General features: G+C 67.3%; 18 protein-coding genes. 9 read left to right on the top strand and 9 right to left on the bottom strand.

What is annotated here, in order from left to right; genetic code table 11:
- Positions 1-7 precede the first annotated feature (7 nt).
- The 4 genes from sigM to ACWIE7_RS08795 all read left to right on the top strand — a co-directional run bounded on the left by sigM (position 8) and on the right by ACWIE7_RS08795 (position 3,416).
- Complete coding sequence (gene sigM / locus ACWIE7_RS08810; protein ID WP_454058027.1) at positions 8-625, top strand: RNA polymerase sigma factor SigM; 618 nt, start codon at positions 8-10, stop codon at positions 623-625.
- Positions 626-773: 148 nt separating this feature from the next.
- Positions 774-1,706 carry a thioredoxin-disulfide reductase gene (gene trxB / locus ACWIE7_RS08805; RefSeq protein WP_230929668.1) on the top strand — a complete coding sequence of 311 codons (933 nt, stop codon included), beginning with the start codon at positions 774-776 and terminating at the stop codon, positions 1,704-1,706.
- A 32-nt stretch (positions 1,707-1,738) separates the two neighbouring features.
- Positions 1,739-2,083 carry a thioredoxin gene (gene trxA / locus ACWIE7_RS08800; protein ID WP_454058028.1) on the top strand — a complete coding sequence of 115 codons (345 nt, stop codon included), beginning with the start codon at positions 1,739-1,741 and terminating at the stop codon, positions 2,081-2,083.
- A 142-nt stretch (positions 2,084-2,225) separates the two neighbouring features.
- On the top strand, positions 2,226-3,416 hold the full coding sequence (locus ACWIE7_RS08795) for a peptidoglycan-binding protein (protein ID WP_452098300.1): 1,191 nt from the start codon (positions 2,226-2,228) through the stop codon (positions 3,414-3,416).
- A gap of 221 nt (positions 3,417-3,637) precedes the next feature.
- Here the strand turns inward: ACWIE7_RS08795 and ACWIE7_RS08790 are convergent, their stop codons facing one another.
- The 9 genes from ACWIE7_RS08790 to rpmH all read right to left on the bottom strand — a co-directional run bounded on the left by ACWIE7_RS08790 (position 3,638) and on the right by rpmH (position 10,108).
- Positions 3,638-4,309 carry a hypothetical protein gene (locus ACWIE7_RS08790; protein WP_452098301.1) on the bottom strand — a complete coding sequence of 224 codons (672 nt, stop codon included), beginning with the start codon at positions 4,307-4,309 and terminating at the stop codon, positions 3,638-3,640.
- Positions 4,306-5,403 carry a ParB/RepB/Spo0J family partition protein gene (locus ACWIE7_RS08785; RefSeq protein ID WP_454069053.1) on the bottom strand — a complete coding sequence of 366 codons (1,098 nt, stop codon included), beginning with the start codon at positions 5,401-5,403 and terminating at the stop codon, positions 4,306-4,308. The genes ACWIE7_RS08790 and ACWIE7_RS08785 overlap by 4 nt, the downstream gene beginning before the upstream one ends.
- Complete coding sequence (locus tag ACWIE7_RS08780) at positions 5,400-6,368, bottom strand: ParA family protein (RefSeq protein ID WP_452098303.1); 969 nt, start codon at positions 6,366-6,368, stop codon at positions 5,400-5,402. The genes ACWIE7_RS08785 and ACWIE7_RS08780 overlap by 4 nt, the downstream gene beginning before the upstream one ends.
- A 160-nt stretch (positions 6,369-6,528) precedes the next feature.
- Entirely contained in the window at positions 6,529-7,278 is a 750-nt protein-coding gene (gene rsmG / locus ACWIE7_RS08775) for a 16S rRNA (guanine(527)-N(7))-methyltransferase RsmG (protein WP_454069052.1), read from the bottom strand.
- A gap of 170 nt (positions 7,279-7,448) precedes the next feature.
- Positions 7,449-7,937, bottom strand: coding sequence for a Jag family protein (locus ACWIE7_RS08770; protein ID WP_454058032.1), 489 nt, complete (start codon positions 7,935-7,937; stop codon positions 7,449-7,451).
- Between the two features lie 129 nt (positions 7,938-8,066).
- Complete coding sequence (gene yidC, locus ACWIE7_RS08765; protein WP_452098306.1) at positions 8,067-9,275, bottom strand: membrane protein insertase YidC; 1,209 nt, start codon at positions 9,273-9,275, stop codon at positions 8,067-8,069.
- A gap of 12 nt (positions 9,276-9,287) precedes the next feature.
- The gene (gene yidD, locus ACWIE7_RS08760) at positions 9,288-9,584 is read right to left on the bottom strand and encodes a membrane protein insertion efficiency factor YidD (RefSeq protein ID WP_344995606.1); all 297 of its coding nucleotides are present in this window, start codon (positions 9,582-9,584) and stop codon (positions 9,288-9,290) included.
- Entirely contained in the window at positions 9,584-9,946 is a 363-nt protein-coding gene (gene rnpA, locus ACWIE7_RS08755; RefSeq protein ID WP_230929659.1) for a ribonuclease P protein component, read from the bottom strand. Before rnpA ends, yidD begins: the two co-directional genes overlap by 1 nt.
- Before the next feature lie 18 nt (positions 9,947-9,964).
- On the bottom strand, positions 9,965-10,108 hold the full coding sequence (gene rpmH / locus ACWIE7_RS08750) for a 50S ribosomal protein L34 (protein WP_230929658.1): 144 nt from the start codon (positions 10,106-10,108) through the stop codon (positions 9,965-9,967).
- 547 nt (positions 10,109-10,655) lie between these two features.
- On the opposite strand from rpmH, the gene dnaA reads away from it, so the two are divergent.
- From dnaA to ACWIE7_RS08725, 5 genes are all read left to right on the top strand, one after another.
- Positions 10,656-12,161, top strand: a complete 1,506-nt coding sequence (gene dnaA / locus ACWIE7_RS08745) for a chromosomal replication initiator protein DnaA (protein ID WP_452098308.1) — start codon at positions 10,656-10,658, stop codon at positions 12,159-12,161.
- A 124-nt stretch (positions 12,162-12,285) separates the two neighbouring features.
- The gene (locus ACWIE7_RS08740; protein WP_454069051.1) at positions 12,286-13,389 is read left to right on the top strand and encodes an alpha/beta hydrolase; all 1,104 of its coding nucleotides are present in this window, start codon (positions 12,286-12,288) and stop codon (positions 13,387-13,389) included.
- A gap of 453 nt (positions 13,390-13,842) precedes the next feature.
- Positions 13,843-15,018 carry a DNA polymerase III subunit beta gene (dnaN, locus tag ACWIE7_RS08735; RefSeq protein WP_452098310.1) on the top strand — a complete coding sequence of 392 codons (1,176 nt, stop codon included), beginning with the start codon at positions 13,843-13,845 and terminating at the stop codon, positions 15,016-15,018.
- A gap of 18 nt (positions 15,019-15,036) precedes the next feature.
- Positions 15,037-16,335 carry a DNA replication/repair protein RecF gene (gene recF / locus ACWIE7_RS08730; RefSeq protein ID WP_452098311.1) on the top strand — a complete coding sequence of 433 codons (1,299 nt, stop codon included), beginning with the start codon at positions 15,037-15,039 and terminating at the stop codon, positions 16,333-16,335.
- Positions 16,332-16,886, top strand: a complete 555-nt coding sequence (locus ACWIE7_RS08725; protein WP_344995625.1) for a DciA family protein — start codon at positions 16,332-16,334, stop codon at positions 16,884-16,886. The genes recF and ACWIE7_RS08725 overlap by 4 nt, the downstream gene beginning before the upstream one ends.
- Positions 16,887-16,959 lie beyond the last annotated feature (73 nt).

Here is a 16,959-nt window from a genome sequence, read left to right as displayed (position 1 = left end):
GAATATCGTGACGCCCGTGAACACTGGTGCCGTCGTCGCCCCTGGTGTGCGCACCACCCGCACCCCACTGGCCGCCGACTCCCCGCTGACCGACGCCGAGTTGCTGGACGCCCACGTCACCGGCGACCCGGACGCGTTCTCCGCCCTCGTCCGCCGACACTACGACTACCTGTGGCGGCTGGCGATCCGGACGTCCTTCAACCGCGATGACGCCGCGGAGGCACTGCAGGAGGCGCTCGTCTCGGCCTATCGCCGCGCCGACTCGTTCCGGCACGCCTGCCCGGTGCAGGGCTGGCTGTACCGGATCGTCGTCAACGCCTGCCTGGACAAGATGCGGGCCCAGCGGCTGCGCACCCACAGCCAGCTCACGCCGGCACTGCACGAGCAGGTCTCCCTGCGCGACCACTTCCATCAGGATCCGGCCTACGCGATCATCGTGGCCGAGGCACTCTCCGCGTTGCCGGGCGATCAGCGCGACGCCGTCGTCGTCGTCGACATGCTGCGGTGCTCCGTCGCCGAGGCCAGCCATCTCCTCAACGTCCCCCCAGGCACCGTCAAGAGCCGCTGCTCGCGGGGGCGCGCCAAGCTCAGCGTGCTCCTCGAGGGTGTCGCGGTCACGCGCTGAGCGCGAGGCACCGCCGCCGCCACCCCCGGCGGGAACAAGCCGAACGCGCCGGGTGTTATGCCGGGTGGAGTTCAGACGCGGTGATTCTGACTCCGACCGTCTGATCACCGTGCGCCCGACCGCCGCCCCGAAGGAGTCAGAAGAAGCAATGAGCGAGACCATCCACGACGTGATCATCGTCGGATCCGGCCCGGCCGGCTACACCGCCGCCATCTACTCCGCGCGCGCCGAGCTCAAGCCGCTGGTGTTCGAGGGTTCGCAGTTCGGTGGCGCGCTCATGACCACGACGGACGTCGAGAACTTCCCCGGTTTCGCCGAGGGCATGATGGGCCCCGACCTCATGATGCAGATGCGCGAGCAGGCCGAGAGGTTCGGCGCCGACCTGCGCATGGAGGACGTGACCGGCATGGACCTGGCCGGTGACGTCAAGATCGTGCGCGTGGGCGAGGACGAGTACCGCACCCGCTCCGTGATCCTCGCGATGGGCGCCGCCGCCCGCTACCTCGGCATCCCGGGGGAGCAGGAGTACCTCGGGCGCGGCGTCAGTTCCTGCGCCACGTGTGACGGCTTCTTCTTCCGCGACAAGCCGATCGTCGTGGTCGGTGGCGGAGACTCCGCGATGGAGGAGGCCACCTTCCTCACCAAGTTCGGCTCGTCGGTGACGATCGTCCACCGCCGCGAGGAGTTCCGCGCCTCCAAGATCATGCTCGAACGCGCCCGCGAGAACGAGAAGATCGACTTCATCCTCAACGCGGCCGTCGACGAGGTCATCGCGGGCCAGAACGGCTCGGTCGAGAAGCTGCGACTCCGCGACACCGTGACCGGCGAGACCCGTGAGCTGGAGACCGCCGCCATGTTCGTGGCCATTGGTCACGATCCGCGCTCCGAACTGGTCCGCGACCAGGTCGAGATCGACCAGGACGGCTACGTCCTCACCGGCGAGACCACCGTCACCTCCATCCCCGGCGTCTTCGCGTGTGGCGACCTCGTCGACCACCGCTACCGCCAGGCGATCACCGCAGCCGGCTCCGGCTGCTCCGCGTCCATCGACGCCGAGCGCTGGCTCGCCGAGCAGGCCTGACCACCCACCGCATCCCCGAAAGGACCACCACCATGGCCGCCACCCCCAACATCGTCGACGTGACCGAGACGGACTTCGCCGACTCCGTGCTCACCGCCAGCGGCTCCAAGCCCGTGCTGGTGGACTTCTGGGCGACCTGGTGCCGCCCGTGCACCATGATGGCGCCGGTTCTGGACGAGCTCGCCGGGGCCGAGGCCGACAAGCTGACGGTGGCCAAGGTGGACGTCGAGGCCAACCAGGAACTGGCCGCCGAGTATCAGATCACCGCCATCCCGGCGATGCTGCTCTTCTCCGGAGGCGAGGTCGTGAAGCGCATCACGGGCGCCAAGTCCAAGTCCGCTCTGCGCACCGAGCTCGGGGACGTTCTCGGTAGCTGATCAGCGCGTCTTTCGCGTCTGCGAGCACTTCGGGGCCGCATCGGCCGGGTGTCCCCACCCGACCGGTGCGGCCCCGGCATCCGGGCGCCTGAACCGGTAGGTTCGTCCTGGTACCCATCAGTAGACGTGCAGGAGGACCCCCATGGCGTGGCGACGTGGTGACCGCGGGCCCGAGGTGGCCGCTATCCGGGCCACGCTCGCGGGCATGGGACTGCTGCACAACATCGAATCCGTCGGCCTGACCGAGCCCGAGGCCGGCTCCGTCCTCGCCCGCACGGACGCCGTGTTCGACGCCGACCTGGAGGCCGCGGTCCTGGCCTTCCAGCAGGCCCGGGGCCTCATCTCCGACGGAATCGTCGGCCCCGCCACCCAGGCCGCACTCGCCGACGCCAGCTACGTCCTGGGCACCCGCGATCTCAGCTACATCGTCTCCAAGCCGATGGCCGGGGACGACGTCGCCCAGCTCCAGCGGCGGCTCGGTGAGCTCGGGTTCTACGCCGGGCTCGTCGACGGCACCTTCGGTGCCCTCACCCATGGGGCAGTCACCGACTTCCAGCGGGACTGTGGGCTGTCCGCGGACGGCGTCGTCGAGGTCGAGACCCTCGACACCCTCGGACGTTTCTCCACCCTGTTCAAGGGCGGCGACGTGGCATCGCTCGTGGAGAAGGAGCGGGCACGGACCTCCGGCCCCATGCTCGCCGGCAAGCGCATCGTCCTGGACCCCGGCCCGAGCGGTTCGGAGAACCCGATCCGGATCGACACCCCCTACGGGACCATCACCGACGCGGAACTGCTGTGGGACATCACCCAGCGGCTGTCGGAGCGGATGAACCAGGCGGGCGTCGAGGTGTTCCTCTCCCGCCCCGAGGCGATGATCCCCACCGATCCCGAGCGCGCCGAGATCGCCAACGCCTTCAACGCGGATCTCATCATCTCGCTGCGCCTGGACCGGCACCCGAATCCCGTCGGCAACGGCGTGGCCACGTTCTACTTCGGTAACTCACTCGGCTCCGAGTCGATGCTCGGTGAGGCACTGTCGGGTTTCGTGCAGCGGGAGATCGTGAGCCGGACAAGCCTGCGGGACTGCCGCACGCACGGCCGGAGCTGGCAACTGCTGAGGATGACCCGCATGCCGTCAGTGCAGATCTACCTCGGCTACGCCAACAGCGCCGGCGACCTGGAGATCCTCGGGGACCGGGCCGCGCAGGACACGATCATTGACTCGATCCTGGTGGGCGTCAAGCGCCTGTACCTCCTCGACGAGGACGATCACACGACCGGGTCGATGTCCGTCGACGACCTCATCAACTACGAGCAGGGCCAGCGGGGCTGACCGGCTCCTGCTCGCTCGTTCCGGCCGGTCCCGATCTCCAGGGCTGATCCGCTCCTGTTCACCTCGCCTGCCGGCTCTTCATCACCCGGAACCCGGATTGCCACGCGTATGGCCGCCCGGGCCGGCTCGCGCATAACAGGCCGGATTGGCTCGCTCCGGGCGTGAGCGCGCGGATCGGTGCCCGGGCTACCCCGGCGTCCTGCCGCTTCTCTGTGCGGCCCTCAGCGGCTCCGGATCATCGCCGAGGCACCGGAGAGGACTCCGAGCTCTCGGGTGACGATTCCGCGTTCGGCGAAGAGCTTGTCCAACGCGTGCTCGACGTCGGCCTTCCACTGATGCTCACTGTCGATGTCCAGGCGCAGTCGGGGGTACGTCTCGTGGTCGGCGACCACGGTGAACCCGTGCTCGACCAGGAAGCTCGCGGGTGGAACGCATGCGTCTGCGCCGCACCCGTCACGTGACGCTTCCGGGTCCGGGTTCTCGTTCGTGACCCCGAAGGCCTCGATCGCCTTGATTCCGCGACTGCGTAGGTCCACCACGACGGAATCCAGCAGGGCAGTGAGAGCACCCGCGGGCGCTCCGGACTCGACTGTCATTCCGGCCAGGAGAATGGCATCGGCGCCTACGGGCCCGGTGGGGAAGCAGGCCGCGCGGGGCACCATGCCCGGCGGCGCGTAGAAGACGGCGCCTGCCGCATGGTCCTCCTCGCTCGCGATCTGTCCGCACGCCCCCCATTCGAGACTGACATGGGAGATCCATGCCTCCTTCTCGAACTGCGGATCGCCGGGCGTCGCGGTGGCGTCGAGCCCGTCGGTCTGCCAGTAGACACAGCGTCGGCTCCTCGGCCCGAGTTGGTCCACTGCGGAGAGACTGAGTGTGCGGAGGGAGATCATCGCGAGGTTCCGGCCGACCCACCCTCGAGTAGTCCGAGGACGCGCTCGAGATCATCGGTGTCGCCCACGTCGATCGTGATCCGACCCTTCCGGCGACCCATCGAGACGGAGACCGTGGTCTCGAAGCGGTCCGAGAGCCGGCCGGCGACGGCCTCCAGCTCCGGATTCCGCTGACGACCCCGGGGCTCCGGACGGGGCTTCTTCTCCGAGCTGTCGCCCTCGCGGTTGGCGATCGTGACGATCTCTTCGGTGGCCCGGACAGAGAGCCCCTCGGCCACGATACGAGCCGCCAGCTCATCCTGCACTGCGGCTCCGGCCTCGAGCCCCAGAAGGGCACGCGCGTGGCCGGCAGAGAGGACCCCGGCTGCGACGCGACGCTGCACGGCGGTGGGGAGTTGCAGGAGCCGGATGCTGTTCGTGATCGCGGGACGCGACCGGCCGATCCTCGAAGCGAGCTCGGACTGCGTCACCTTGAACTCGTCGAGCAGCTGCTGATACGCCGCCGCCTCTTCGAGCGGGTTGAGCTGCACCCGGTGGATGTTCTCGAGAAGTGCATCCCGGAGGAGATCTTCGTCCTCGGTCTGGCGGACGATAGCGGGGATGGTGGGGAGTTCAGCCCGCTGGCTCGCTCGCCAACGTCGCTCACCCATGATGAGCTGATAGCGATCGTCGCCCAGTTCACGGACGACGATCGGCTGTAGCAGCCCGAACTCCTTGACCGAGTGGGACAGCTCGGCGAGCGCCTCCTCGTCAAAGTAGGTGCGCGGCTGCTTGGGGTTCGGCTCAATGGCTGCGGGAGAGATCTCTCGGTACACCGCACCCGGGTCGACGAGATCCGCTGTTTCACGTGAAACGCTCGACTCGGTCCCGGCATCGGTGGCAGAGCCCCGCTGGCCTGTCTTCGCCCGGGACTCCCCACGACCAGGAGACCCGCCTGCAGAACGCGGACGCGGGGGAGTGGTGCGCGGACCAGCGGACCGCGGTCCGAGAATGAGGTCCGCTGCGTCGTCCCCGAGTCGGGGGCCTTCGTCCGGGCCGGTGGGGATGAGCGCGGCAAGACCACGGCCCAGTCCGCCCTTACGCTGCTGACTCATCGGCCATCCTCCACGTTGCTCTCGCCGTCGCTCGCCGAAGCGACCGTAGCGTCCCGGTCAGGGTCGGCGTCCGGTGTCTGATCCTCGTCGCCCCCGAATCGTGGATCCCGACCATTGAGCTCTCGCGCCGCGTCGAGGTACGCGAGCGCTCCACGTGAGCCGGCGTCGTACTGGAGGATGGTCATTCCGAAGCCCGGGGCCTCCGACACCTTGACGCTTCGTGGGATCACGGTCTTGAGAACGCGGTCTCCGAAGTGGTTTCGAACCTCACCGGCAACCTGCTCCGCGAGCTTGGTGCGGCCGTCGTACATCGTCAGCATGATGGTGGAAATGTCGAGGCTCGGGTTGAGGTGCTGCTGAATCAGCTCGACGTTCCGAAGCAACTGACCGACGCCCTCGAGCGCGTAGTACTCACACTGAATAGGAATCAGCACCTCGTGGGCGGCCACCATGGCGTTGACGGTCAACAACCCGAGTGACGGGGGGCAGTCGATGAAGACGTAGTCGATCCCCAGGGACGCCAGGTCGTCCTTGTCCAGGACCTCGGCAAGCCGACGCTCACGGTAATCGAGACCGACGAGCTCGATCTCCGAGCCCGCCAGATCTATCGTGGCGGGAATGCAGAAGAGTCGCTCCGCGTGGGGGCTCTTCTGCATCAAGTCCTCCGCAGCCTGTTCCCACATGAGGAGCTCGTAGCTGGACGGCGTTCCCTCACGGTGATCTACGGCCAGAGCCGTGCTCGCGTTGCCCTGAGGATCCATATCGATCACCAGCACCCCCAGGCCACGCATCGCGAGAGCGGCCGCGAGATTGACGGTCGAGGTGGTCTTACCGACGCCGCCCTTCTGGTTGGCGATGGTGATGATCCTGGTCTCGGTCGGGCGCGGCAACGCAGGCGCGTCCCCGCGGAGCACCTCGCTCGCCTGCCTTGCGGCGGCGAAGATCGGGGTCTCGTGGTCGGACATCCGTCACCTTTCAAGTCTCTCAATCAGCGGGTGGTATTCCCGATCGTTTGGCCGCTCTGCGCCCCACCCGACTCGGCGAGCCCAGTGTTTCACGTGAAACCGACATTGTCTGGTCGGCAGGATTTCATTCGGGGCATGGTCCAACACGGCCGCGCCCAACTCACCGACGACGCTTGGCAGAGCCTCGCGAGCGAGCGTCCCGGCCCCCCATCTTAGTCCCCAGTGTGGCGATAACCAGCCTCGTCTCTTCGGCATCCGGAGCCGAGACGACTTCGACCCGGACGTCGGTGAAGCCCAACCGCGTCAGAGCGGCCCGGTCCCGTTCGATCTCCTCCACTGCCGAGGATCCCTTGAGCGCGACCATCCGGCCACCCACTCGGAGAAGCGGGGCGGACCAACCGGCAAGCTTGGCCAGCGGGGCAACAGCGCGAGAGGTCACGACGTCCGATTCTCCCGCTTCAGCAATGGCTACTTTCTCCTCAGCCCTGCCGCGGATCACCCGAACGTCAATACCAAGACTGCCGATGATCTCTTCCAAGAAGGTGACCCTCCGCAGTAGCGGCTCGACGAGCGTCATCTGAAGATCCGGCCGGGCCAGTGCGAGAGGAATGCCGGGCAGACCGGCACCGCTGCCGATATCGACCACCGACTCGCCGTCGGCGAGGTGGGACGCGGCGGCCGCACTGTTGAGTACGTGACGATCCCACAGCCGTGGCCGCTCGCGTGGACCCATCAGCCCCCGCTCGAGCCCGGCGGTGGAGAGGAAGTCGACGTACTGCTGTGCCAGACCCGACCTGTCGCCGAACACCGTCTCGACACTGGGTGGCGGGGGAGGGGTCGCGTCGTCGTCGCCGGGACCATTCGACTCGAAGCCGTCACGTGACGCTTCAGCACCTGTGGGTTCGGACATGGTCGATACGCCTCACAATCGGGTCGGGGGAGTGGTGTTTCACGTGAAACTCCACAGGGAATTACACAGCTGTGACTAACGGCCTAGTTCGCACCACAGCGCTGGATACCGGCCAAATAGCTCAGGGGTGCGGGTGTCACCCCGCACCCCCGGAACGCCATCGTCCATCGCTACGCCGGAAGAACGACGACCCGACGATTCGGCTCGACACCGGTCGAATCAGAGGAGACACCCTCGATCTCGGCGATCGCATCGTGGATGATCTTCCGCTCGAACGGACTCATCGGCTCCATCTCCTCGGAATCACCGGCCTCGAGAACACGTTGCGCCACCGCGCGGCCGGTTTCGGAGAGCGCCTCCCGCTTGTTCGCACGCCAGCCTGCGATATCCAGCATCAGACGGCTCCGGTCCCCGAGCTCCTGTTGCACGGCGAGTCGGGTCAACTCCTGAAGAGCATCGAGCACAGCGCCATCCGCACCGACGAGAGAGTCGAGATCCCCGCCGCCATCGATACTCACCATGGCGCGATCACCCTCGACGTCCAGATCGATGTCCCCATCGAAGTCCAGAATGTCGAGGAACTGTTCAAGGTAGTCGCCGGCGACCTCGCCCTCCTCGACCAAACGCTCCTCGGACACCTCGATGTTTCTCTTCGACATGGACCTGCCTCCGTCGTGAACGCCGATCGCCGCACATGCTCCGAGCGGCGAGTACCTACCCCAAGTATGGGACAAGGTCCCGGATGCCGGGGCATCGGGGACCTTGTCCGTGTGCGCAGTCCGTTCGGGTCAGCGCTTCTTCTTCTTTTTCTTGCTCTTCGGTTTGGAACCGGAGGCCTTCTGAGCCGGCCTGCTACGTTGCCCACCCGGCGCGTGCGGCTTCTGGCCGGGTCGGGGTTTGGCCCCCGGCGTCGACGCCGCGCCCGCAGGCGTCGCCTCCCCGTCGGCTGCGGAAGCCACATCGGTCTCCACATCGATCGTGGAGGTCGCGCCCTCCTGAGCACGCGACGCCGACCCCTGGGCGGATCCGGCCGGACGGGCGTTCTTGGCCTTGACCGGCTTGACACCGACCTTCGGCGCGAGCGACTTCTGCTCCTCGCGACGCTGCAGCGCAGCGGCGTCGTCCTCCTTGGCCATCTTCTCGTACAGGTAGTACTGCTGCGCGAGGGTCCACAGGTTGTTGGTGACCATGTAGACGAGGATCGCCATCGGCCAGAAAGCACCGGTCACCAGAATGCCGATGGGGAACGCCCACAGCATCAGCTGGTTCATGATCTTGGCCTGCGGATTGGCGGCGGCCTGCGGCGACTGGTGGGACAGCGACACTCGCGCGTTCAGGTGCGTGGTCACCGCCGAGACGACCATCAGCGGGATGGCCACGAGGAGGATGTTCCAGCGGGCGAAGTCAAGCATCGCCCCCGGCTCCACGAAGGCCTGGAACTGCTCGACCGGCTGCGAGATGAAGGACGAGAGCGGCGCACCGAACAGACGCGCGTCGAGGAAGCTCTGGACCTCGTCCGCACTGAAGACGTAGTTGCCGGTGTTACGGGTTTCCTCGGCCGTCATCCCCAGCGCGTTGAACTGGGTGCCCATCCGGTTGAACGACCGCAGCACGTGGAACAGCCCGAGGAACACGGGGATCTGGATGAACATCGGCAGGCAGCCGAGAAGCGGGTTGAACCCTTCGGACTTCTGCAGCTTGCGGGTCTCGACGGCCAGTTTCTCGCGGTCGTTCTTATACCGCTTCTGCAGCTCCTTCATCCTGGGCTGCATCTCCTGCATTTTGCGGGAGAAGCGGATCTGCTTGGCCGCCGGCCAGAACAGCATGATTCGCAGCGTGACGACGAGGAAGATCACCGACAGCGCCCAGATGATGCCGTTGGAGTCGGCGTTGTTCACCCACGGCAGGAGTCCGCCGAGGAACGCGAAGATCTTGTGCCAGAACCAGAGGATCCCGGAGATCGGGTAATAGACCAGAGGGTCCGTGATGAACGACATGGGTGGGGAGTCCTAGCTACGTTCGGAAGAAGTCGGATGCTCGGGGGGCGCGGAGCCGGGATCGGGCGCGCGTGGCTCGGGGACAGGATCCCAGCCGCCCGGGGTCCACGGGCCACAACGAAGGATGCGCCAGACCGAAAGCCATGTTCCGTACCAGGCACCGTGGACCCGGACCGCCTCCACCGCATAGCTGCTGCAGGACGGAACGAACCGACAACTCGGGGGCGTCAGCGGTGAGATGCCCTTCTGGTAGAAGTCCAGCATCCACAGAAGGACCCGGGCAACGGGTCCGGGGCGGGGTCCGGCCATCACCGCGAGCCTCTCGCCCGGGCGGACGCAGTCTCCAGGCCGGAGCGCAGATCGCGCACGAGATCCTCGTGCGTCGCGGTGGCCGATGCCGGGTTGGCGCGGATGACGACCATGAGATCGGGCTCGAGCCCGTCGATGAGATCGGCCGCGATATGACGAAGCCGCCGGCTGACGCGGTGACGGGTCACCGAGTCGCCGACGGCCTTACTCACGACGAGCCCGAAACGGGGACCGCCCACGCGGATCTCCGAGGAGTCCACGTGGGCGTGTACGACCATGGTCCGGCGGCCCTTCCTGGCACCCCGACGCACCACCGTCGCGAAATCAGCGGAACGGTGGAGCCGGTGCCGCCCGGGGAGCACCCGCCGACCCGGCCGGAATCAGGCCGTCAGCGCGGAACGGCCCTTGCGACGGCGAGCTGCGACGATGCCGCGACCGGCACGGGTCCGCATACGCAGACGGAAGCCGTGCACCTTGGCACGACGACGGTTGTTCGGCTGGAAGGTCCGCTTGCCCTTGGCCATGGTTGGCTCCTCACATTGATGTCGGCGCCGAAACCGGCACGCGATCGAGTTCGAGACGTCGTCGAAACACCGATGACGGCGGCACCACGACGCGCCGCACGCTCTTCAGGCGCGCGACAGACTGTTCAAGATTACGCGCAGTAGCCGCCCGCCACCAAACCGTGTGATCACATTCGTATCTCCCGTACCACTTCGCAGGCCATCGCGACACGCCAACGGCGATGATGCTTGACTTCCGGTCTCCACTTGATCTTGAGGGTTGCCCAGTCGTTCACAGTGTTGTTACCGTCGTTCATCATCGAGCCCTACAGGGCCGCGCAACCGAGAACTCAGGCGTCCCAGATCCCACCCCACCCGGTCGTCGACGAATCACAACCTCTGGCCCTGCAAGGGAGAGGTCTATTTACCCACAGCTGTGGACAACCGTGTGGATATCCCAGTGGACCTGGGATCACGCCTGTGGATAGAGTGTGGTTCCCGCACGAGACGGACAACGATCCGCCGGACCCGACGATCATCGACACCAAACGAGAGGAGACCGCTCACCGTGTCTCCTGAGCTCGAACACGTGTGGAGCGCCGTTCTCGACAGACTGACGGATCCGGACCTCGCGAGCGACGACAACCCGGCCCTGTCCCGCCAACAACAGGCCTGGCTCCGGCTGGTCCAGCCCATCGCCGTGGTCAACGGGTTCGCGATGCTCGCGGCACCGTCGGCATTCGCGCGCGACAACATCGAATCAGTGCTCCGCGGCCCCATCACCCGGGCGCTCAGCTCGCAGTTGGGCGAACCCGTCGATCTCGCGGTCAAGGTGGACACGTCGCTCGCCGGCGCCCAACAGCCGACGGATGACGCGGGCGAACCGGACATCGATGTGGACGAGATCCACCGCCCCGAGCCCGAGGACGAGGTGACCCCCTCGGCGCCGCGGCCCACCCGCATGACCGAGGAGCAGATCGCCGCCGAGCGGTTGCTCCACGGGAGCGATCGCGACGAGGCGCTGTCCGCCGCGACCGCTCCGGGCCTCAACGAGCGGTACACTTTCAGCGCGTTCGTCCAGGGCAACTCCAACCGGTTCGCCCGCGCGGCGGCCCTGGCCGTTGCCGAAGCGCCGGCCCGCGCGTACAACCCACTGTTCATCTGGGGCGAATCCGGGCTGGGCAAGACCCACCTGCTGCACGCAATCGGTCATTACTCCCTGCGGATGTACTCCGAACAGAAGGTCAAGTACGTCTCGACCGAGGAGTTCACGAACGATTTCATCAACTCCGTCCGTGACGGCCGCCAGAACATGTTCAAGAAGCGGTACCGCGAGGCGGACATCCTCCTGGTGGACGACATCCAGTTCCTCATCGGCAAGGAGCAGGTGCAGGAGGAGTTCTTCCACACCTTCAACACGATCCACAACGCCCAGAAGCAGATCGTCATCTCCTCGGACCGCCCGCCCAAGCAGCTGCAACCTCTCGAGGACCGGCTGCGCACGCGGTTCGAGTGGGGTCTGATCACCGACATCCAGCCACCCGAGCTCGAGACGCGGATCGCGATTCTCGACAAGAAGGCCAAATCCGAGGGGTACGAGGTTCCCCGCGATGTCCTCGAGCTGATCGCGACGCGTGTCCAGCGCAACATCCGCGAGCTCGAGGGCGCGCTGATCCGTGTGGTCGCATTCGCCTCGCTCAACGGTCACGAGATCGACGTCCCGCTCGCCGAGGTCGTCCTGCGTGACGTCGTCTCGGACGACGACTCGCTCCAGATCTCGGCCGCGACGATCATGGCGGTAACCGCGGAGTTCTTCTCGACGAGCATCGACGAGCTGTGCGGATCGTCCAAGACGCGGTCGCTGTCCCGGGCCCGTCAGATCGCGATGTACCTGTGCCGCGAGCTCACCGACCTGTCGTTGCCCAAGATCGGCGTGACGTTCGGCGGCAAGGACCACACCACCGTCATGTACGCCCAGCGCAAGATCCTCAAGGAGATCAAGGACGATCGGCGTACCTACGACCAGATCCAGGAACTGACCGCTCGCATCCGCGAACGCTCCCGCGCGATGTGAAGAAGTTTTTTCGCTAACCTCGACGGCATATGTTCCGCGCGGGGTGGCCCGCGCCCGTTCTTTCACCCGAGGGGGGAAGGGGTGTCAGGGCCGTGATCTCGGGCTCCGCGACTCCCCGGCAACAATGGTCATGGCCGATCGTCCAGAAGTTCAGACCGCGTCGCCGGCTGTCGCCGCGATCACGATGGTGGGTCTGGGTCAGAATCTCCTGACCGGACTCGCCCGCGTCCCGTTCGTCCGGCCGTGGCAGGGCCCGGGGAACATCGTCGACAACCTGGGCCAGTCCGTGACCCGCCAGACCATCCGGTCGTTCATGGGCTACTCACTCGGACTCCCGATCGAGGAGTTCCGGTCCATGGAGCAGGTGATCGACGGGATCTGTTCCGTCGTCCTGCCACCGTATGTCCGCGGGATCGACGGCGTGACGATCACCCGCGAGGTCATCGGGGGGGTCCCCGGCCTGTGGTGCCGCCGCAGCGCCGGCAAGAACGCGCAGGAACAGGTCGACGGCACCATCCTCTACCTGCACGGCGGTGGCTACATCGGAACCTCGCCCATGATGTACGCGGCCTTCGCCTCGGCCACCGCCAAGCGGGCCGGCTGCGACATCTTCATCGCCGACTACCGCATGGCCCCGGAATTCCCGTTCCCGGCCGGCGTCCTCGATGCCGCGAGCGTGTACGCGGCGCTCCTGGATCAGGGGATCAGGCCCGAGAACCTCATCATCGCCGGGGACTCCGGAGGCGGCGGGCTGGCCGCCTCCCTGATCTCGCACCTGAACGTCTCCGGCATGCCCGTGCCGGCGGCGCTCGCCCTGTTCTCCCCGGAGACAGATCTCGAACTGGACCAGCCATCCGTCTCGGACAACGCGCGGTACGACATCCTGCCGTGGAACGTGCCCACGGCCCCCTATCTGCAGGGAATCGCCCCGGGTGATCCACTGGTCTCGACCGTCAACGCGGCGCTGAGCCCTGACTGGTTCCCACCCACCTTCGTCACCTCGGGCGGGAACGAGATGTTCCGGGACGGGATCCGGGAGCTCGTGGCCCATCTGCGGGACGCGGACATCGAGGTCCACGCGATCGAGGCCGAGGGCATGTTCCACGTCTTCCCGATCCTCATGCCGTGGCTCGAGGTGTCCCGCCGGGTCTTCGAGGAACTGGACGAATTCGTCGACTCGCACGTCCGGTCACGGCGGTATATCGACATCGGCAGCGACGAGGACTGACTCACCCGCGCCCCGAATCACGCATTCTTGACCACCAACCACACCTTTCACAGCTGTGGACAAAGCTGTGGGATCTTGTGGACCAACGGTGGACAAGGGGTGGACCGGGTCTTGTGATTCCACCGGGGCTCCGAACCAAATCACAAGAATCAACGGATGCGTCCACACCACGAAATCGCGCTGGACCTGTAATGACAAGTCTCGGCTCACAATTTCACAGGACCTACTACTACCTCTTATCTCTTTAGATAGTTCTTGTTAGAAGTAGGGATGTGGAACGGCGAGTCCGCTTGACCGGGTTACACCCCTTCCGTGTGACCCGTGTCGGTGCGAGCGGTTACTCTCATGGAGACGTCTCGCCGCCCGGCGACGGGACGCGCCGCACGACCGCCCCACAAGACCACTCGTCCAGATACCCGAAGCGGTGTCAGCCCTGCCTGAAAGAGGTCATCGATGGAGATCACGGATCCGACGTTCCGCGTCACCCGCGAGGACTTCGCGGATTCCGTGGCCTGGGTGGCGCGAACGCTGCCGTCGCGCCCGTCGGTGCCGATCCTCGGCGGGGTGCTGCTCGAAGCAGATTCGGGACTGACCATCTCGGGGTTCGACTACGAGACGTCGGCCCAGGTCTCGGTTCCCGCCGAGGTCTCCGAGCCGGGTAGCACGCTCGTCTCCGGTCGACTGCTGGCCGACATCGCGCGGGCACTGCCGGATCGCCCTGTCGAGGTGACCGTGACCGCGCAGAAGATGTACATCACCTGCGGGTCCGCCAAGTTCACGCTGCCGACCATGCCGGTCGAGGACTACCCGCAGTTGCCGACCATGCCGGAGGTCACCGGTTCGGCGCAGGTCGACGCGTTCTCCGAAGCGGTCTCGCAGGTCGTCGTCGCGGCCGGCAAGGACGACACGCTGCCGATGCTGACCGGAATCCGGATGGAGATCGAGGGCCCGCGGGTCACGCTCATCGCCACCGACCGCTTTCGCCTCGCCATCCGCGAGTTCGAGTGGGAGCCGGCGCGCGATGACGTCGCGGTGGAGGTGCTCATCCCGGCCAAGGCGCTCTCGGAGGTCACGCGTTCGGCCGGTGCCGGCGGCCGCGTCGACCTGAGCCTGGGGGCCGGGTCCGAGGTGGGCGCCGAGGGAATCCTGGGGGTCCTGGTCTCGGGCCAGCGCACCACCACCCGCCTTCTCGACGCGGAGTTCCCCAAGGTCCGTCAGCTTCTGCCGCCGCAGCACAACTCGATCGCGGTGGTCGAGGTCGACGCCCTGATCCAGGCCATCAAGCGTGTCGCCCTGGTGGCGGACCGCGGTGTTCAGGTCCGGCTCGCGTTCAGCGAGGGTGAGCTCGCGCTCTCCGCCGGTGGCGACGACGCCGCGCAGGCCAACGAGACGCTCCCGGTCGACTTCGTCGGGGAGCCGCTGACCATCGCCTTCAACCCGGGCTACCTGCTCGACGGTCTGGGCAGCGTCCACTCCTCGCGCGTGGCGTTCGGGTTCACCCAGGCCAGCCGGCCGGCCGTTCTGCGCCCCGCGCCCGAGACGCTCCCGGAGCCCGACGCGGACGGTGCGATCGCCCCCGTCGACTCGAACCACACCTACCTCCTCATGCCCGTGCGCCTGCCGGGCTGACGTCAGCCGCGAGCCGGCATGCACCTGCGTCATCTGAGACTTCTGGATTTCCGCTCCTGGCCGCTGCTCGAGCTCGAGTTGGAGCCGGGGGTGACCACCCTCATCGGGCGCAACGGACACGGCAAGACCAACGTCCTCGAGGCGATCGGCGTGCTGGCCACCCTGCGTTCGCACCGGGTCGCCGCCGACGCGCCGATGATCAGGACGGGAGCGGAGACCGCCCTCGTCGGGGCACTGGCCCACAATGCCGGACGCGAGCTCACCGTCGAGCTCGCGCTCAATTCGGGCAAGGCCAACCGTGCGCGTCTGAACACGTCGCCGTGCCGGCGGCTCGGTGACATCCTCGGCGTGGTCCAGTCCGTGCTGTTCGCACCGGAGGACCTCGCCCTGGTCCGGGGCGAGCCCGCCGAACGTCGGAGGCTGCTCGACGAGCTGATGTCCCAGCGCCGGCCCGCACTCGGCGGCGATCTCGCGGACTACGCCTCGGTGCTCCGCCAGCGCACGGCTCTTCTCAAGTCGGCGTCGAGCGCACTTCGCCGGGGCCGACCGGAGGAATCCGCCGCCGCCCTGGACACTCTCGACGTGTGGGACGGCCGTCTGGCGGGGCTGGGGGCGCAGATCGTCGCCGGGCGGGTGACTCTCCTCGAGCAGCTGCGTCCCCTCGCCGTCGACGCCTATCGGACCCTCGCACCGGAGTCCCGCCCGGCCGCTCTCGCCTACCGGTTCCGGGTCGCGTCGCCCCCCGCGGAGTCGGAGCTGACCGATCCCGAGTTCGTCGAGGCGCTCCTGCTGAGCGAACTCGGGCGGCGCCGCCGTGAGGAGATCGAGCGCGGCCAGTCACTCGTCGGACCGCACCGGGACGACCTGATCCTCACCCTCGGCGAGGAGCCGGCGAAGGGCTTCGCGAGCCACGGCGAGACGTGGTCGTTCGCGCTCGCGCTACGCCTCGGATCGCTCGAACTGTTCCGTGCCGACGGCATCGAACCGGTCCTCCTACTCGACGACGTGTTCGCCGAACTCGACCGTCACCGCCGCGCCGCACTGGCTGATGTGGCGGCCGGCGTGGAGCAGGTTCTCATCACCGCGGCGGTCGGCGAGGACGTGCCGAGCGGGCTCCGCGGGGTGCGTCATGACGTCGTGATGACGGGCGAGGGAGCCGATCGTCACTCCGGGATGACACTGTCACAACGGCGGGACGACGACGTGGGTGGCCGGGACGGTGGCCCGGGTGATGAGGTGGGCGGCCCGGGCGCCGACGGGTATGACGACGACGGCGAGAGCCGCGACACCGATACCGGAAGTGGGGTTTCGCTGTGACGAACAGGCCGGGTGGGGATTCGGTAACACCGTCTGACCCGCCACAACGTGGTTATGACATCGCCAAGCAGGCGCTCGAGGAGGCGCGGGCCCGGGCGCGTGCCGAGGGCAAGCAGGTCGGTCGTGGCCGCTCCGCTCCGGTGGGCACCGGCCGACGTCTGCGCAAGCGCGGGTGGACAGGGTCCGGCGCCGACCCGTGGGATCCGCAGCCCCTCGGCAAGCTCTTCGGTCAGATCGCCAAGAAGCGCGGCTGGGACGACAAGGTCACGACCGGCCGGCTCTTCGCGGAGTGGGGGCGCATCGTCGGCGAGGACGTCTCGGCGCACGCGACGCCCGACCGGTTGGAGGAGGGGATCCTCTACGTCCGGGCCTCGAGCACCGCGTGGGCCACGCAGCTGCGACTGATGTCCGCGGACATCCTGCGCAAGATCGCGGCGGCGATGGGACCGGGGCACGTGCGCCGGCTCAAGATCGAGGGGCCGGAGAAGCCGAGCTGGCGCAAGGGGCCGTTGCACGTGTCCGGACGCGGTCCGCGCGATACGTACGGATAGGCCCCCGGGCGTGCCTGTGGGCCGTCCCGCGGTTCCCGCAGGTAGACTGGCACGGTCCCAGACCCGACGAGAC

It is taken from the genome of Dietzia sp. NPDC055343 (genome assembly GCF_053645265.1).
This window is presented reverse-complemented; position numbering and strand designations above follow the sequence as displayed.

What these genes read in the sequence shown, in the direction of transcription:
- trxB (WP_230929668.1), top strand. Translation starts at nt 774, where the DNA reads ATGAGCGAGACCATCCACGACGTGATCATCGTCGGATCCGGCCCGGCC.
- trxA (WP_454058028.1), top strand. Translation starts at nt 1,739, where the DNA reads ATGGCCGCCACCCCCAACATCGTCGACGTGACCGAGACGGACTTCGCC.
- ACWIE7_RS08795 (WP_452098300.1), top strand. Translation starts at nt 2,226, where the DNA reads ATGGCGTGGCGACGTGGTGACCGCGGGCCCGAGGTGGCCGCTATCCGG.
- ACWIE7_RS08790 (WP_452098301.1), bottom strand. Translation starts at nt 4,309, where the DNA reads ATGATCTCCCTCCGCACACTCAGTCTCTCCGCAGTGGACCAACTCGGG.
- ACWIE7_RS08785 (WP_454069053.1), bottom strand. Translation starts at nt 5,403, where the DNA reads ATGAGTCAGCAGCGTAAGGGCGGACTGGGCCGTGGTCTTGCCGCGCTC.
- ACWIE7_RS08780 (WP_452098303.1), bottom strand. Translation starts at nt 6,368, where the DNA reads ATGTCCGACCACGAGACCCCGATCTTCGCCGCCGCAAGGCAGGCGAGC.
- rsmG (WP_454069052.1), bottom strand. Translation starts at nt 7,278, where the DNA reads ATGTCCGAACCCACAGGTGCTGAAGCGTCACGTGACGGCTTCGAGTCG.
- ACWIE7_RS08770 (WP_454058032.1), bottom strand. Translation starts at nt 7,937, where the DNA reads ATGTCGAAGAGAAACATCGAGGTGTCCGAGGAGCGTTTGGTCGAGGAG.
- yidC (WP_452098306.1), bottom strand. Translation starts at nt 9,275, where the DNA reads ATGTCGTTCATCACGGACCCTCTGGTCTATTACCCGATCTCCGGGATC.
- yidD (WP_344995606.1), bottom strand. Translation starts at nt 9,584, where the DNA reads ATGGCCGGACCCCGCCCCGGACCCGTTGCCCGGGTCCTTCTGTGGATG.
- rpmH (WP_230929658.1), bottom strand. Translation starts at nt 10,108, where the DNA reads ATGGCCAAGGGCAAGCGGACCTTCCAGCCGAACAACCGTCGTCGTGCC.
- ACWIE7_RS08740 (WP_454069051.1), top strand. Translation starts at nt 12,286, where the DNA reads ATGGTCATGGCCGATCGTCCAGAAGTTCAGACCGCGTCGCCGGCTGTC.
- dnaN (WP_452098310.1), top strand. Translation starts at nt 13,843, where the DNA reads ATGGAGATCACGGATCCGACGTTCCGCGTCACCCGCGAGGACTTCGCG.
- recF (WP_452098311.1), top strand. Translation starts at nt 15,037, where the DNA reads ATGCACCTGCGTCATCTGAGACTTCTGGATTTCCGCTCCTGGCCGCTG.